The sequence below is a fragment of the Allobosea sp. 05T438 genome, from assembly GCF_056396025.1.
Map to the genome: position 1 here is coordinate 23214 of NZ_JBFTKQ010000001.1, position 15942 is coordinate 39155.

Below are 15942 nucleotides of genomic sequence, written 5' to 3' on the forward strand. Positions count from 1 at the left end.
CCCGACCACGACGCCGCCGGAGAGCGCGCAAGAAGCTACCCCTTCGCCGCCACGGCGGTGATCTCGATGCTATAGCCGGGCGACGCCAGCTTCGCCTCGACGGTCGCGCGGGCCGGCGCATGGCCGGGCGCCACCCACTTGTCCCAGACTGCGTTCATCTCGCCGATCTTGGCGATGTCGGTCAGGAAGATCTGGACGCTGAGGATGCGCTCCTTGCTGCTGCCGGCTTGTGCCAATGTGTCCTCCAGCAGCGCCAGAACCTCCTCCGTCTGCTCGGTCAGCGAAGCGCCTTCGGTCTTCTCGGCGACATGGCCGGCGAGGAAGACGATGCCGTTGAAGATGGCGGCGTCGCAGTAGCGGGCGGCCAGTCCGATGCGTTCGATGGTCATAGGCTTGCGTCCTGTCGGCGGAATGGTTGGGGCCGCCGGCTTCGCCCGCCCGCCCCGGCAGGTCAAGCCGCCGGCAGCGCCAATATCTCGCGGATCGCGCGCGGCTGGAGCTGCCGCGGCACCTCGTCCATCGCCGCCTTGTAGTAGCCGAGAATGCTGAGCTGCTCATAGGTCGCCCAGATCGACTCATCCTCAAAGGCCGCGACGCGCTCCTCGAGGTTCAGGATCATGCCGTATTCGAGGCCGCCCGGTTCGCCATAGACAATCGGCGGGGGCGTCGGCTTGCTGCGCTTGCGTGCCTCGGCCGCGGCGAAGGCCGCGAGCGCACCGGGCTGCCAGATCTGATTATAGGCGGCCGTGATGTCACCAACCGGATCGCCCCTCACCGCCAGGATCTGCCGGCAGGCGGCAGCGAAGGCATCGGTGAGGCCGTTCGCTTCGGCGGCGGAATCCGCCTTGTTGTAGTCGGCGCCGAGCGGCTCGACATAGGCAAAGAGGTTCTCGAGCTGCCGCGCCGCCGGCCCAGAGAGGAACAGCCAGGGAAAGGCGCCGTCGATCGAGAGCTGCCCGGGCAGGAGATGCGCCGCCTGTTCGCCGTCATCGGCCCGGAAGAACTGACGTGTCGCCGCCGTGCAGCTCACATGCGGCACCGGCAGCATCGGCCTCTTGCGCCGCGCCGGATCGCGGATCAGCGCCATGAAGCAGAGCGCCTCCGCCACCCGGCCGTTGCGGGCCATGCCGTGGTTCAGCGCCCGGCGCTGATCGGAGGAGAACCGCTGCACGATCTTGTGGCGGAAGCGCTCGCTCTTCGCCTCGCCCCGGTCCGGAACCGTCCGCCTGTTCTTGCCCATCGCGTCACCGGAATAGGAAGCGATTCGCAATCAACGGCTTACGCCGTTTTCTTGAATCAATTCGGGATCAACCGCCGATCATCACCGCCGGCAGGCCCATGGCGATCTTGTTCGGCGGACCCAGCGCCTCGATGATCGTATCGCCCATCCGGCAGGCGGGCAGGTTGTTGATCAGCACCGTCTGCGAGCCGTCGATGACCACGCCAGGGCCGTGCGGCTGCGGGGGCATCGGCGTCAGGCAATTGTGGATGTCCGCTCCGCCCGCGGCGCCGGTAATGGTCGAGCTCATCGCTGAAAGCGCCGCCGTCTTGGCCGCCTCCTCCGCAGCCTTCGCCGCGGGAGCGCCAGGCGTTCCCGCGGCAGCGAGCGTTGCAGCCGCGGCCGCCTGAAGCGTCGCATCCGATGCAGCCTTGGCCGACTGGATCGCGGCCGCCGCCGCTGCAGGCACGCCGCGCCAGGCCGGCAGGCTCCCGATCAGCACGTTGGGGCTGCCCGGCCCCGGCTGCAAGATCGGCGGCAGGGGGTGGATCACCGGGTCGGTGGTGCGAGCTGCAGGCCCTTTCGGCATGATCGCTCCCTTGATGACCGCTCCTTGGCCGGAACGGATTCGTCATCGACAGGACTGCGCCGAATTTCTCCGCCCGGCATCCTTCAAGTCAATGACGGCGGCGCGCGCGCCGGAGGCCTAGTATTCCCTTGGTGACGCTCGGTTATCTCCCGGATAAGCTCACCATGCCTGCCTTCGAGTGAGCGAGACCGGAATGTCGTGGTACAGCAAGGTCGTCTGGTCGGAAGGGCTGTTCCTCAGGCCGCATCACTTCCAGCAGAGCGATCGCTACCTCGAGAATTTGCTGGAAAGCCGCGTCAGGAACGTCACGCCCTATCCATGGGGTTTCTCGGTGCTGGAGATCGACCGCGACCTCGCCCAGCAGAGCCGGATCGGGCTGCGACGCGCGGTTGGCGTGATGCCGGACGGCACGCCCTTCGCCATGCCCGACAACAGCCCGCTGCCGGCCGCGATCGAAGTGCCCGAGAACGCCGCCGGCCAGATCGTCTGGCTCTCGCTGCCCCTTGCCGCTGCCAATACGCGCGAGGTCGAGGACACGCTGAACGGCTCGGCCAGCCGCTATGTCCCCGCCAATGAGATGCTGATCGACTCCACCGCTTCGCTGCGCACCGAGGAAGAGATCGACGTCGCCCATCCGCGCCTGACGCTGGAGCTGCGCAAGACCTCGAAGGCCGGCTATGTCGGACTCGCGCTCGGCCGCATCCTGGAGGTGCGCGACCGCGCCGTGCTCTTCGACGAGAAGTTTGCCCCGCCGGTGCTGGTCTGCTCGGCCTATCCGGTGATCGAGGGCTGGCTCGACCGCGTCATCGGCTGGATCGACAACAAGCTGGAGGAACTCGCCCGCTACGCCGCCGATCCGACGGCCGGCGGCGGCCTGCAGAGCGCCGACTATTTCGTGCTCCAGCTCCTCAATCGCAACATCCCCGTGCTGAAGCACATGCGCCGCTCGCGCTTCGTCCATCCCGAGCGGCTGTTCTCGGCCTTCCTCGCTCTCGCCGGCGAGCTTGCGACCTTCACCACGGCCGAGCGCCGCGCCCGCGACTACCCGGCCTATGACCACGACGACCTGGAGAACTGCTTCGCCCCGGTGGTGCGCGACATCCAGGACTTCCTCTCGGCCAATCTCGGCCGCCGCGCCATCCGGCTGGAGATCGTCGAGCGGGCGCAGAACGCCTTCATGTCGACGATCCGCGACCGCAGCCTCGTGCGCAATGCGACGCTGGTGCTGGAAGTGGCGGCGCGCCGGCCATTGACCGAGATCCAGGCGCAGTTCCCGCATCTCTTCAAGGTCGGCCCCAACACCAAGATGAACGAGATCGTCCATGCCCATCTGCCGGGCATCAATCTCGTCCATCTGCCGACGCCGCCGCCGCAGATCCGCGCGCTGACGGATCATGTATACTTCTACCTCGACCGCACCTCGCCGCTCTGGCCGGAGTTCAGCACGGCGAGCTCGATCGGCATGCATTTTTCCGGTGACTGGCCCGATCTCGAACTCGAGCTCTGGGCCGTTCTGGAGGGCAGGCGATGAGCGATCCGGGTTCGCCGTCCGACCCGTTCGGCCGTTCCGAGCGGACCATCATCCGGCCGAACCCCGGCGGGCGCCGCGCGTCCCTGCCACCCGCTCCCGCCACGCCCTCGCCGAGCGCGCCACAGGCGCCCCAACCCTATCAGCCGCCGCAGGTGCCCTCGCCCGGCGTGCCCGGCGGCGGCGACGAGTGGATGTCGAACCCGGCGCCGATTCCGCAGCGGCAACAGGCCCCGCTGCCTTCGGGCGGCGGCCAGGCGCTGCCGCGCCGCGAGCAACTGCTGACGCCCAACGCCAATCCGCTGCTGCGTGCCGCAGGCCCGCTCCTCCTGTTGCTCGGGCGGATGCGCGCGAACCTCTCCAACGCTCCCTTCGCCCAGCTTCTCGGCCAGGTCGGTGAGTCCATCGAAGCGTTCGAGCACGAAGTACGTGCCGCCGGCGTCTCGGCCGAGACCGCACAGACCGCGAAATATGTGCTGGCCGCCACCGCCGACGACATCGTCCAGAACATCCCCGGCGACGACCGCCATGTGTGGACCCAGTACAGCATGCTTTCGCGCTTCTTCGGCGAGCGCACCGGCGGCGTCCGCTTCTTCGAGGAGCTGGACAAGGCCAAGGCCGACCCATCGGTCAATTACGACCTGCTGGAGCTGATGCATGCCTGCCTGGCGCTCGGCTTCCAGGGCATCCACCGCACCTCCTCAGGAGGCGCCAACAACCTGCAGATGATTCAGCGCAACCTCTTCGAGACGCTGCGCCGGGTGAAGCAGCCCGACCCCGAGCTTTCGCCGCGCTGGCGCGGACAGGCGATCGCGGCAACGGTCGCGGGCTTCAAGGTGCCGGTCTGGTCGGTGGCGGCGATTGCGGCCGTCGCGCTGCTCGGCGTCTATTTCGTCTTCCGCGCGTTGCTCTCGGGTAATGCCGAGGCGGCCTCGACCGCTCTGCTCTCGGTCCATCCCAAGGGCGAGATCGGCATCATGCGCAAGGTCTTCTCGGCCCCGCCGCCGCCCCCGCCTCCTCCACCGCAGTCGCCCAAGGTCTGCGCAGCGGTGCAGCCGCCAATCGTCTGCCTGGTAACGCCAAACGTCGTCATCGTCCGCCTGACCGGCATCACCCTGTTCGAGCCGGGGCAAGCCACAGTGCGCGTGGAGTTCCAGCCGCTGATCGAGCGCATCGCCGCGGTGCTGGAGCAGGAGGGCGGCGCGGTGAAGGTCGTCGGCCACACCGACAATGTGCCGATCCGCACCGCCCGCTTCCCGTCGAATGTCGAGCTGTCGCAGGCCCGCGCCAAGGCAGTCGGTGACCTCCTGAAGACCAAGCTCAGCAAGCCCGATCGCATCGGCTTCGAGGGCAAGGGTGCCGACACGCCGATCGCGCCGAACAATACCCCCGCCGGCCGCGCCCAGAACCGGCGTGTCGAAATCCTGATCCAGCGGCAGGGCTAGGGAGGCGAACCGATGAACCTCGCCACCGGGCTGCGCATCCTCGCCATCCTGATCGGTGCGCTCGCGCTCGCGGCGCTGGTCTGGTTTGGCGGTCCCTTCCTCGCCTTCGGCGAAGTCCGTCCCTTCGAGTCGCTCTGGGTCCGCCTGCCCATCGCCGTGCTGCTGCTCCTTGGCGCGCTCGTCTGGATCGGCTTCATCGTCGTCCACCGCCGCAAGGCCACCGCAGCGCTGACCGAAGCGCTGGAAAAGGAGGTGTCGACCGGCGACGGCGCGGCCCTCTCCAGCGCCATGAAGGACGCGCTCGCGACCCTGAAGAGCGCGCGCGGCAAGGGCGGCGGCGACTATCTCTACGACCTGCCCTGGTATGTCATCATCGGCCCGCCCGGCGCCGGCAAGACCACCGCTCTGGTCAATTCCGGGCTGAAGTTCCCGCTGGCGCGCGGCGCGACGCCGGCCGCCATCGCCGGCTCCGGCGGCACGCGCTATTGCGACTGGTGGTTCGCCGAGGATGCGGTGCTGATCGACACTGCCGGGCGCTACACCACGCAGGACACCGACACCAAGGCCGAGAAAGCGAGCTGGTTTTCCTTCCTCGACCTGCTCAAGACCAACCGCCCGCGCCAGCCGATCAACGGCGTGCTGGTCGCGATCAGCGTCGAGGACCTGCTGACCTCCTCGCCTGAGGAGATCGCCGCCCATGCCGACGCGATCCGCTCGCGCCTGCTCGAATTGCACGAGCGACTGAAGGTCGATTTCCCGGTCTATGCCATCTTCACCAAGGCCGACCTCATCGCCGGCTTCAACGAGTTCTTCGGGGCGCTGACCGAGCCGCAGCGGCGCATGGTCTGGGGCCATACCTTCCAGACCGCCGACAAGACCCGCAACATGATCGGCGACGTGCCGCCGGAATACGATGCGCTGATCGAGCGGCTTAACGAGCGCCTGCCCGACCGACTCCAGGACGAGCACAACCCGACCTCCCGCGCCCAGATCTTCGGCTTCCCCAGCCAGATGGCGACGCTGAAGCGCTCGATCGTCGATTTCCTGACCCGCGTCTTCGAGCCGACGCGCTACCACGCCAATGCGACCCTACGCGGCTTCTACTTCACCTCTGGCACGCAAGAGGGAACGCCGATTGACCAGTTGATCGGCGCGCTCTCGCGCAATTTCGGCTCGGACCACGCCGGCGCAGCCTCCTTCTCCGGCAAAGGCAAGAGCTATTTCCTGAACGAGTTGGTGCAGAAGGTCGTGATCGGCGAATCCGGCTGGGTCTCGACCGATCTCGGCGCCGCCCGTCGCACGACCGCGCTGCGCATCGCCGGTTTTGCGACCGTCGCGCTGCTGTCGCTCGCCGCGCTCGGCCTGTGGTGGACGAGTTTTTCGCGCAACAGCGACCTGATCACCGCGACCAATTACGGCCTCGCCGACTATCGCAGCGCCGCAGCCCCCGTCCTGCAGGAGACCACCGTCTCCGACCGCAATTTCAGTCGCATCCTGCCGCTGCTGCACAAGCTCAGGAACATGCCGGCGGGCTACGCCACCCAGGACGAGCCGACGCCCACGCTCGCAACCTTCGGCCTCAACCAGCGCGAGCGCCTGCAGAACGCGACGGAGATCACCTATCAACAGGCGCTGGAGCGGATGCTGCGCCCCCGCATCATCTTCCGGCTGGAAGAGCAGCTCGAGCAGCAGGCCAACAATCCCGGCTTCGTCTACGAGGCGCTCAAGGTCTACATGATGATCGGCGGCCAGGCGAAGCTGGACCGCGACCTCGTCACCTCCTGGATGCGGCTAGACTGGGCCGAGAACCTCTTCCCCGGCCCGGCCAACGCCAAGGGCCGCGAGGCGCTTGAAGAGCATCTCACCGCCATGCTCGACCTCGACGAGGGCGACACCGAGCCGATGGTCAAGCTCAATCAGTCGCTGATCGAGCAGAGCCAGCGGACGCTGCGCCGCCTCAGCATCGCCGAACGCGCCTATGAACTCCTGAGGACGCAGGCCCGCAGCGAGAGCGCGAAGGACTGGGTCGCCTCGCAGCGCGGCGGCTCTGATGTGCGGCTGGTCTTCGAAGGGATCAGCGGCGAGGACCTCGACCAGATCCGCGTGCCCTATTTCTACACCTATGACGGCTTCCAGACCGCTTTCATCGGCAGGCTCGGCGATATCGGCGACCGCATCGAAAGGGAGCGCTGGGTGCTGGGCGAGAATGTCGACCAGCAGGCGATCACCGCCCAGTACGCCACGCTGTTCCAGGATTTGATGAAGCTTTACAGCCGCGACTATGTCGCGACCTGGCAGAAGACACTGCGGCGACTGAAGCTCCGGCCGCTCAACGCAGACAAGCCGCGCTATGTCGCGCTCAGTGCCATCTCGGCCGCGACCTCGCCGTTCAAGCAGGTGCTGGAATCGCTGCGCGACGAGACGCAACTCACGAAAGAACGCCCGAACGCGAAGAAGGCCGTGGCCCAGGCCGCCGCGAAGAACGTGGCGCAGACGCTGGACGAGCGCGCCAGCCAGGCGCTGGGCCGGCTCGGCACCAATCTGCCGATGGCCTCGGCAGGCGTCGACCGCGTGCTCGCGGGCGGCAACGATGTCTCGCTCGGCGCCGATATCGAGGCGCAGTTCAAACCCTTCCACATTCTCGTCGACGGCGATCTCGGCCGCCGGCCGGTGGACCAGCTCCTCCAGACCTTCTCTGAGATCAACCAGAACCTCGCCATTGCCGCGACCAACCCGGCCCAGTCGGCGGCGGCAAACGCCGCGCTCGTGCCGCTGATCGCGACGTTGCGCGCCAACTCCTCGCGCTATCCCGCCCCCTTCGACGGCATGATCGTCCAGGCAGTCAACGACTTCGAGGGCGATGCGACCGGCGCCACCGTCGCCCTGCTCCGGCAGGCGCTGGCCGAGCAGGTCACCGGCGTCTGCAACGAGATCGTCACCAACCGCTTCCCCTTCACCAAGGCCAGCACCCGCGACGTGCCGCTCGCCGATTTCGCCCGGCTCTTCGCGCCCGGCCAGATCATGGACAAGTTCTACAAGGAGCGTCTGGAGCCCTTCGTCGACACCTCGAAGCCGCAATGGAACTGGCGCGTCGACAGCCGCGTGGCGCGCGCGCTCTCCCCGACGACGCTGCGCGAATTCCAGCGCGCCAGCGAGATCAAGGAGGCCTTCTTCCCGACCGGCGGCAACCTGCCTTCGTTCCAGATGGTGGTGACCCCGACCGCGCTCTCGGCCGATGCGTCCAACGCCAAGCTGGAGATCAACGGCTTCACCGTGACGAGCCAGCAGGGCGTCAACACGCCGGCCCCGGTAATGTGGCCGGGCGGCGGCGTCGGCAAGACGGCGGTGACGCTGACGCTCGGCGGTGGCGGCGGCAACGCTTCCGGCGGCATGTTCAGCGGCGGCTTCTTCTCCTCGGGCTCACAGAGCGGCAGCGCTGCGCAGGGCGAGGCCAAGCTCTTCGAGAAGGACGGCACATGGTCCTTCTTCCGGCTGCTCGATGCCGGCTCGGTGCTGAAACAGGGCGACAATGTCGGCTTCAACCTGAGTGCCGGCGGCCGGCAGGTCGGCTATTCCTTCGGCGTCGGCTCGCTCAAGAACCCCTTGATCCTGCCGGCACTGCGGGAAATCCGCTGCCCATCCGGGATTTGAGCCTTGAGCTGCGGCCTTTTCGGCAAGCTTCCGGCCAAGCGTGACTTCATCGCGCTCAACGCTCCCTCCGGCTTCCTGGCAGTCTACGAGAAATGGCTGCAGGGCGGCTTGACCGCGAGCAGGCTCGAACTCGGGGGCCGTTGGCAGGAGGCATATCTCAATGCGCCGATCTGGCGTTTCTGGCTGGGCGCCGCCCATGGCGGGCAGACGGTCGCGGGCGCCTTCATGCCGTCGGTCGACGGCGTCGGCCGCTATTTCCCGCTCACCGTCTTCGCCGTTGCCGGGCCCGGCAGCGCTATTCCGCCGCCGGAACTCGATCCGCAGGATCAATGGTTCGCGGCGATCGAGGACTTCCTGCTGCAGGCGCTGGAACCCGATGCGCGCTACGAAACCGTCGCCCAGCGCCTCGCCGCCCTGCCCGTCGCCACCGACCATCTCCTCGCCGCCCCGCCGCAGGACATGGTGCGCCTTTCGGACGGCACCATCGTCAGCGCAGCGATCGCTTCCAGTTTTCCGGAGCGGCTTGCGGCGCTACGCGTTGAGGACCATGCCCGTGCCTACGCGCATGCCTGCTACCTCTGGACCGTGGGCGGGCCGAATTTCGAGCCGCTGGCGCTCACCGGCCAGGCCCTGCCGGATCCCTATCTCTTCTCCGGTCTGCTGACCGGCCGTTTCGATACCCATCTCGAATCCAAGCGCGTCAGCTCATGAGGGCGCTGCCATGAACGACACCCCGCGCGAGGCCTCCGACTTCGAGACCGGCTGCATCAGCCACACCGGCAAGGTGCGCAAGGCGAACGAGGACAATTTCATCCTGCGCCCGGAAATCGGCCTCTGGGCGGTGGCGGACGGCATGGGCGGGCACGAGAACGGGGCGCTCGCCAGCGCGACCGTGGTCGCGGCGCTGGAAGCGGTGGGAACGGCGAGTTCGGCGCCCGATCTGCTGGCCATGCTGGAAGACAGCGTGCTCAACGCCAACGAGACGCTGCGCGCGGAGATCCGCCGGCGCGGCGCCACCATGGGCGCGACCCTCGTCGCCTTGCTGATCCATCAACGCCATTTCGCCTGCCTCTGGTCGGGCGACAGCCGCATCTACCTCGTCCGAGGCGGGCACATCGCGCAGGTCTCGCGGGATCATACCGAGGTGCAGGACATGGTCGATCGTGGCCTGCTGACGCCCGACGAGGCCAAGCGCTCGCCGCGCCGGCACATCATCACGCATGCGATCGGCGTCCATGAGCGGCCGGAACTCGATCTGGAAAACGGCGAGATCGCCGATGGCGACGCCTTCATCCTCTGCTCGGACGGATTGACCGAGCATGTCGCCGATGGCGAAATCCTGCAGGCCGTCGAGGCCGGCGGAGCGCAGGCCGCCTGCGACGCCCTGCTCGCGCTGACGCTCGACCGCGGCGCGCGCGACAACGTCACGATCGTCATCGTCCGCTACCGGCAGGGCGCGACGGAGAAGACGCGCTGGATGCCGAACCGGCGCGCGCAGGGCGCCAGCCCGCCAGGGAGCACCACGCCATGAGCGACGACTCCGAGCGCACCGTCCTAGCGCCCCGCGCCAATGCCCGCCTCGGCACGCGGCTCAACGGCATCTACGAGATCGAGAGCCTGATCGCGGTCGGCGGCATGGGCGAGGTCTACCGAGGGCGCGCCATCCAGACTGGCGACGCGGTGGCGATCAAGATGATCCGCCCCGACATGGCACGCGACGAAGCCGTGATCGCCCTGTTCCGACGCGAGGCGGCGGCGCTGCACAACCTCTACAACGAGGCCATCGTCCGCTATTACGTCTTCGCCATCGATCCCGTGACGGAGACGCCCTATCTGGCGATGGAGTTCGTCGACGGCCAGCCACTCTCCGAGCGCATCAAGGAGCGGCCGCTGTCGATCGAGGAAGCCGACATCCTGCGCCAGCGCGTCGCGCCGGGGCTGCACGCGGCCCATCGGCTCGGCATCATCCACCGCGACATCTCGCCGGACAACATCATCCTGCCCGGCGGCGATCCCTCCCGCGCCAAGATCATCGATTTCGGCATAGCTCGTTCGAGCATCCTCGGCGAAGGCACGGTGATCGGCTCCGGCTTTGCCGGCAAGTACAATTATGTCTCGCCCGAGCAGCTCGGCCTCTACGGCGGCGAGGTCACCGGCCGCTCGGACATGTATTCCTTCGCGCTGGTTCTGGCGGAAGCCGTGACCKGCCGCGCCATCGATATGGGCGGCTCCCAGGTCGATATCCTCGACAAGCGCCGCCGCCTGCCCGATCTCTCGGCCGTCGATGCACGGCTGCGCCCCTTGCTCGCCCGCATGCTCGCGCCCGATCCGAAGGACCGCCCGGCCGACATGGCGGAGGTCGCGGCCTGGCAATCATCCGCAGCGGGCCGGAAAGCTGCAGCCTCCTCCGGCACGACCGGGGAGAAACGCTCCCCCGTGGCACTCGTTTCCGGTATCGCGGTGCTGGCAGTGCTGGCCGGCGGCGGCCTCTACGCCTGGAGGACCCTGCAGGCCGACCAGGTAGCCCAGATGGCGCGGCTGCGAAAGGCTGCCCCGCCTTCCCTGTCCGAGCAGCCGTCGGCGGGCGGCAACGCCGCCAGCAATGGCCCGCCGCCTTTGACCGAAGCTCCCGCTGCCTCGCCGGCCGCTGCACCGCCTCCGACGTCGCCACCGCCACAGCAGAACTCCGGAAAGCCGCAGATCGCCACCAACCTCGAACCGGTGCCATCTGCGCAGCCTTCGCGCCCGCCCGTCGCCGAACCGGCCGCCAAGCCGCCGCTACCAGAGGCGAAGCCCGCCGAGAAGCCGCTGGCCGCGGTCATGCAGCCGCCGCCTTCCACGCCACCCGTGACGCCGCCCGCCCCCCAAGCGCCGCCGGCCGCGGCGCAGGAGCCAGAGCCGCGCACGCCCGCCGAACGTATCGAGCGCTATGTCCGCGACTATGATGGCGGGCCCTGCTTCTTCCTCTGGCCGCAGGAGATCGGCGACCGTAAGGCAACGCTGGAGGGCTTCGGCAGCGCCTCGGCCCCCTTCATCGCCTTCGACAACGCCTTCAAGGCCGAGCAGGGTTTCGAGGCCCAGATCAACCTGCGCCCGGTCACCAACGCGCAATGCCCAATGGTCGATTTCCTGCGCCAGCCCGGCATCGGGATCGATCGCAGCCCGCGGCTCCAGATCGGCGCCTTCAACATGAAGAGCGGCGATGTCCTCAACGGCTCGGTCGACGCCGGCGGCGGCCAGAACCTCGATGTCGTTCTGATCGGCGACGACGGGCTGGTCTATAATCTGGAGAGCTTCATGAAGCGCGAGGCCGGCAAGGTCACCTTCAACCTCAAGCTCGAATCGACCGGCGGCGCGGCTCGTCCCCAGACGGTGCTCGCGCTCGTCAGCCAGGAGCCCTTGCCGGCGCTGGCCGGCCCCAATCCTGCGCCGGCCAGCGAATTCTTCGCCAATCTCAAGCTCGATCTCGCCCGCCAGACCGGCAAGCTCGGCCTCGCCATCAAGTATTTCCGGATCGAGTAGGTTTCGGCGGGGGCGTCGTTCTCGGGCGCAGCGAAGCGCAGACCCGAGAATCCCTCCCCGGAGATGCTCGGGTCGCGCCCGATCATGGCGGAGCGTTGCTTCTCTTACTCCTCCCGGTAGAGCACACCCCACTCGTCCTGCCAGACGCCGTCGACATCCGCGACGACGATCGGCGCCCGGAGCTCGTTGGCGAGGCGGATCGCGGTACGAAAGGCGTCCTTCGCCGGGAGCTCGTCGCTGACGAAATCATTGACGAGATGCCCGCTGGCGAGCTCGGCCGGGCAGAGCACACGGCCGAAGGCCTCGCCGCCACGCTCGCTCAGCCTGAGCGTGATCGCATCGGCCTGTGGCTCGTCGACCTGCTCGAAACGGTTCCCCGGCATGAGCTCTCTCCTTTCAATACCTCCCGAAGCGGGAGGAGATGGCCGCAGGCGGAATCGCACGCGGCGAAACACGTCACTTCTTCGGCTGCGGGCGCGCCAGTCCCGGCCCCATTGTCGGCCTCACAGCGCTGTAGCGATCGAGCCTGACCTTGATCATGTCGTTGAATTTCTTGTGGACCTCGGACACCGAGAGCGTCTTGGTCTCGCCGCCGGCGTCGGCATAGAAGATCGGCCGGTTGGCCTGGGCAGGCTTCGGCAGCAACTCCGCCGCCTTGACGCTCGGCGTCTCCTCCATCGTCTCGATGAAGGTCTGCGCCGCATCCGGGCCGAGAAAGTGGATGAGGTAGATCTCGCCGCCGGTGAGATGGCGCCCCATCGCGCGCTCGAGCCGCAAGGTGTCGCGCTTGAGCATCTCTGCCGCCAGCAGCGCCGAAATATAGGGTTCGCGCCGCATGTCGAGGATGCGCTGGCGCTGCCCCCCGTCCAAGATGATGAATTGCCGGCCGGAGCGGCCGATCAGCTTCGCTTCCGAAGCGAGCCCGTGCTTGGCCCCGAATTCGTAGATCACGCCGAGCCAGGTCTGCTCGATGAACTGGTAGAGCCCCGTTGCCGATGACGTCTGCGCCTTCACAGCCGTCGAGAAAGAGGATTCCTTGTCGGCGACCGCCATCAGCAGCGTCGGATCAGCACCGACGATCTTGCTCGCACGCACGATCGTGTCGACCAGATGCCGGCGGATCTTGATCGGCCCGAAGGTCAGGATCTGGTCGGGATCTCCGCCGGAGATCTGCGGCGGCGGTTGCGGGGCGCCGCTGGACGTGGCCGATCCCGTTGGCGCGCCCTGCATCTTCGGCGGCACCAGCAGGATGTTGGATGGCAGCTGCAGCTGATTGACCGGCACCTGCGGGGTCGGCGCATCTTCCTGCGGCCTGATGGCGGCGAGCGACGGATCGTTGTCGAGCGCGAACTGGGCCGCCTGCCGGGCGCCCTCCAGATCCTGCTCGACCGAAGACAGGATGAGCGAGGGGCGAGCCGGGCCGTCCTTGAGCGCGGGGGCGTCCTTTGACGCGACGTCCTCCGTCGCAGCCTGTAAGGGCCGGTCCGGCGGCCGCAGGCGCGCATAGGCGAGACCGAGCACTGCTAGCGCGATACAGGCGATGCCGCCGCCCACGGCAGCGATCGCCACTCCTCTGGAAGGCCCGTGCCTGGGCGCCCGAGCCTGGGCGGGTTCTCCGTCAGGCGACGCTGCCTTCTTCGCCTCAAGTGCCGGAGAACCGACGGCCGAAGCCGGCGCCGAAACCGACGGCTGCGCCTGTGCAGCCGGTCCGGCGGCTCTGGCAGAGCCCACCTTCCCAAGCGGTACAATCGCTTGCGGCGCTGATGGCTGCGCGCGAGCCGGCTGGCTCGTTGGCGAGCCCGCAGCATTGCCGACCGAGTGGCGCAGGCTTGCGAACCAGGCCGCATCGCTCCGTTCACCGAGCGCCGAAAGCTCGTCGACGAGCCGCTGCGCCGTCATGTGCGGGACATTGGCCTCCCGCGCGATCGTCGCCGCCGCTCCCTTGCCGGGCTGCTCGGCGAGCGTTTTCAGGGCAAAGAACCAGAGCTGCAGCGGCGTGCGCCGGCTTTCCATCGGCGTGCCGGCGGCGGGATGGATCATATAGTGGCAGTGATTGCAGGCGAAGCCGCGCAGCTTCGGCCGCATCGCGAACGAGGCGCCGCGCCCACAGGCCGGGCAGGGCATGATCGTGCCGCCATGGCGCAGGCACATCAGCTCGGCGAGGCAGGCCTCCTCGGGAAACAGCGCCTGGAATTGCCGGAAGCGCTCGCTCATCCTGACGGTCCGCGCCTCTTCGTCCCTGACGCGAGGTTACGCCCCGAGCCGCGGGGCAACAATCCTCATGCCCGCAGCAAGGCGAGACGGGCGACATCCTTCAGATGCATCGCCACTTCCGCTGCCGTCGCCCGCTCCGGCAGGTTGGTGACCGCGATGCCCGCCGCCCTCGTCTCGGCCAGGAAGGCGTTMATGTCGTCGAGCAGCGTATCCTGATCGCGCGAGCCATCGAGCAGGCTGACGAATTTCCGGACGACGAGGCTTTCGAGCTGGACGGTGCGGTGGCGCAGGTCCGTCACCTCGAAGGCGCTCGAGGCCTGCCACCGCGCGATCTCGCTGGCGGCTGGCTTCTCGCTGATCTGCGTCGTCAGCGCCGGCGGCTCCAGCCGGATGTCGAGCAGCCCCGCCTTGAAGATCGCGATCAGCGCCTCGTCCAGCCGCTCCACCTCGTGATCGAGATCGGGACCGAGCTCGCCGGCCACTTCGCGGCAGGAGCGCGCGACCAGTTCCCCCCAGGCGATGCTGGCCGGCCAGATCGCGCTCATGATGCCGAGCGCCGCCTTGCACAGTGGCAGATCGACCGAAAGCCGCACGCCCTCGTCGAACTCGAAGCGCTCGACGCCAGGCCTCTCCTCCTCCGTCGCCTGCGCGGCCAGCCTTGCATTGGCCGCGAGGTAGTAAGGCCTCAGCGCATCAGCCCGGATGCCCCGCCGCAAGGGCAGTTCGGCCCGGCAGAGCAGTGTCTCGCGGAAGGCGCGCCCGATCAGCAGGTCGAGCATCTGCTCGCGCCGCGCCGCCGCCTCGACCGGGATTTGCGCCAGGAGCTGCTGCGCGGGGCCCTTGGCGGCGCCGTAGAGATTCGGGAACGACGCTTCCGCCAGGAACTGCAGTCGGTGCCCCTCCGCAGCAGACAGAACCTCATGCAGCGCGAAAGCCCGCGCCCCCGGATTCAGGTCGTCATGGTAGAAGACATTGTCCGGAAGCTCGTCGATCTGCTTCAGGCGCTGGCGCAGCGCCGCACCGTGATAGCTGTCGGGATCGCTGGCTTCGGCGACCTCCTTGAGCGCGGCGCGCGCCGCCCGCACCCGCTCGCACGGCTCGTCGATGTCGCGGACCGCATAGAGCATGACGTCCCGCGCAAGATCGCGCAGGCGGCAGCCCGGCAGCGCGTTGTAGCTGACATAGGCGACGCCCTGCGGCGCCAGCAATTCGCCGAACAGGGCGATGATCCGCTCTCGTACCGGATCAGGCACCCAGGAATAGACGCCGTGGACGATGATGTAATCGAAGCGTCCAAGGTCGGATGTCAGCTCCAGGATATCCTCCTGCCTGAAGGCAACATTCGACAGGCCGAGCTCTGCCGCATTGGCGTTCGCCTGCCGGATCGAATCCCCGCTGAGGTCGATGCCGAGGAAACGGCCCTGCGGATACTGCGCCGCCATCGGGATCAGGTTGCCGCCGCGCCCGCAGCCGAGTTCCAGCACGCGCATCTGCGACGGCAACGCCGGACTCATTCCGTGGAAATGCGCGATGGTCGCCAGCCGCGCCGGATGGGTCTGCGAGAACGAGTGGCCGGGATAGGCCACCGCATCATAGGGGTTGATCGCTGAAGCGCTCGTCATGGCCGCCGCCCGGCTGCGTTCAGCCCATTCGAGCCCAGCCGCCTCTCCGACGCCTCATCCATTTGAAGGAGCGGCCAGGCGATCCCGCTCCAAGCATGTCGAGCGATGGGTCGGCCATGCCGGAAAATCGGCGAGATCAGAAGGGCTCGATC

General features: G+C 67.9%; 12 protein-coding genes. 6 read left to right on the forward strand and 6 right to left on the reverse strand.

Features of this window, described 5'->3' with window-relative positions; translation table 11 throughout:
- Positions 1-35 precede the first annotated feature (35 nt).
- The 3 genes from AC1DIN_RS00095 to AC1DIN_RS00105 all read right to left on the reverse strand — a co-directional run bounded on the left by AC1DIN_RS00095 (position 36) and on the right by AC1DIN_RS00105 (position 1808).
- Positions 36-389: a RidA family protein gene (locus AC1DIN_RS00095; RefSeq protein ID WP_476808241.1), complete on the reverse strand. Its 354-nt coding sequence runs from the start codon at positions 387-389 to the stop codon at positions 36-38.
- A gap of 62 nt (positions 390-451) precedes the next feature.
- Positions 452-1240 (reverse strand): hypothetical protein, encoded by a 789-nt coding sequence (locus AC1DIN_RS00100; RefSeq protein WP_476808242.1) that lies wholly within the window; start codon positions 1238-1240, stop codon positions 452-454.
- Positions 1241-1307: 67 nt separating this feature from the next.
- Positions 1308-1808, reverse strand: a complete 501-nt coding sequence (locus tag AC1DIN_RS00105; RefSeq protein WP_476808243.1) for a PAAR domain-containing protein — start codon at positions 1806-1808, stop codon at positions 1308-1310.
- 193 nt (positions 1809-2001) lie between these two features.
- Between AC1DIN_RS00105 and tssK the strand changes: the two genes are divergently transcribed.
- Genes tssK through AC1DIN_RS00135 form a run of 6 tightly spaced genes read left to right on the forward strand, consistent with a single transcriptional unit; the run spans position 2002 to position 11954 of the window.
- Positions 2002-3339, forward strand: coding sequence for a type VI secretion system baseplate subunit TssK (gene tssK, locus AC1DIN_RS00110; protein WP_476808244.1), 1338 nt, complete (start codon positions 2002-2004; stop codon positions 3337-3339).
- A complete protein-coding gene (gene tssL / locus AC1DIN_RS00115; RefSeq protein WP_476808245.1) occupies positions 3336-4781 on the forward strand; it encodes a type VI secretion system protein TssL, long form in 1446 nt (481 codons plus the stop codon). The genes tssK and tssL overlap by 4 nt, the downstream gene beginning before the upstream one ends.
- A gap of 12 nt (positions 4782-4793) precedes the next feature.
- On the forward strand, positions 4794-8432 hold the full coding sequence (gene tssM / locus AC1DIN_RS00120) for a type VI secretion system membrane subunit TssM (RefSeq protein WP_476808246.1): 3639 nt from the start codon (positions 4794-4796) through the stop codon (positions 8430-8432).
- Positions 8433-8435: 3 nt separating this feature from the next.
- Positions 8436-9143 (forward strand): type VI secretion system-associated protein TagF, encoded by a 708-nt coding sequence (gene tagF / locus AC1DIN_RS00125; protein WP_476808247.1) that lies wholly within the window; start codon positions 8436-8438, stop codon positions 9141-9143.
- A gap of 10 nt (positions 9144-9153) precedes the next feature.
- A complete protein-coding gene (locus AC1DIN_RS00130) occupies positions 9154-9963 on the forward strand; it encodes a PP2C family protein-serine/threonine phosphatase (protein ID WP_441471776.1) in 810 nt (269 codons plus the stop codon).
- On the forward strand, positions 9960-11954 hold the full coding sequence (locus tag AC1DIN_RS00135) for a serine/threonine-protein kinase (protein ID WP_476808248.1): 1995 nt from the start codon (positions 9960-9962) through the stop codon (positions 11952-11954). The genes AC1DIN_RS00130 and AC1DIN_RS00135 overlap by 4 nt, the downstream gene beginning before the upstream one ends.
- Positions 11955-12058: 104 nt before the next feature.
- Here the strand turns inward: AC1DIN_RS00135 and AC1DIN_RS00140 are convergent, their stop codons facing one another.
- From AC1DIN_RS00140 to AC1DIN_RS00150, 3 genes are all read right to left on the reverse strand, one after another.
- The gene (locus tag AC1DIN_RS00140; protein ID WP_476808249.1) at positions 12059-12337 is read right to left on the reverse strand and encodes a hypothetical protein; all 279 of its coding nucleotides are present in this window, start codon (positions 12335-12337) and stop codon (positions 12059-12061) included.
- 73 nt (positions 12338-12410) lie between these two features.
- Positions 12411-14168 (reverse strand): transglycosylase SLT domain-containing protein, encoded by a 1758-nt coding sequence (locus tag AC1DIN_RS00145; RefSeq protein WP_476808250.1) that lies wholly within the window; start codon positions 14166-14168, stop codon positions 12411-12413.
- A gap of 65 nt (positions 14169-14233) precedes the next feature.
- Complete coding sequence (locus AC1DIN_RS00150) at positions 14234-15790, reverse strand: methyltransferase regulatory domain-containing protein (RefSeq protein WP_476808251.1); 1557 nt, start codon at positions 15788-15790, stop codon at positions 14234-14236.
- Positions 15791-15942: the final 152 nt, after the last annotated feature.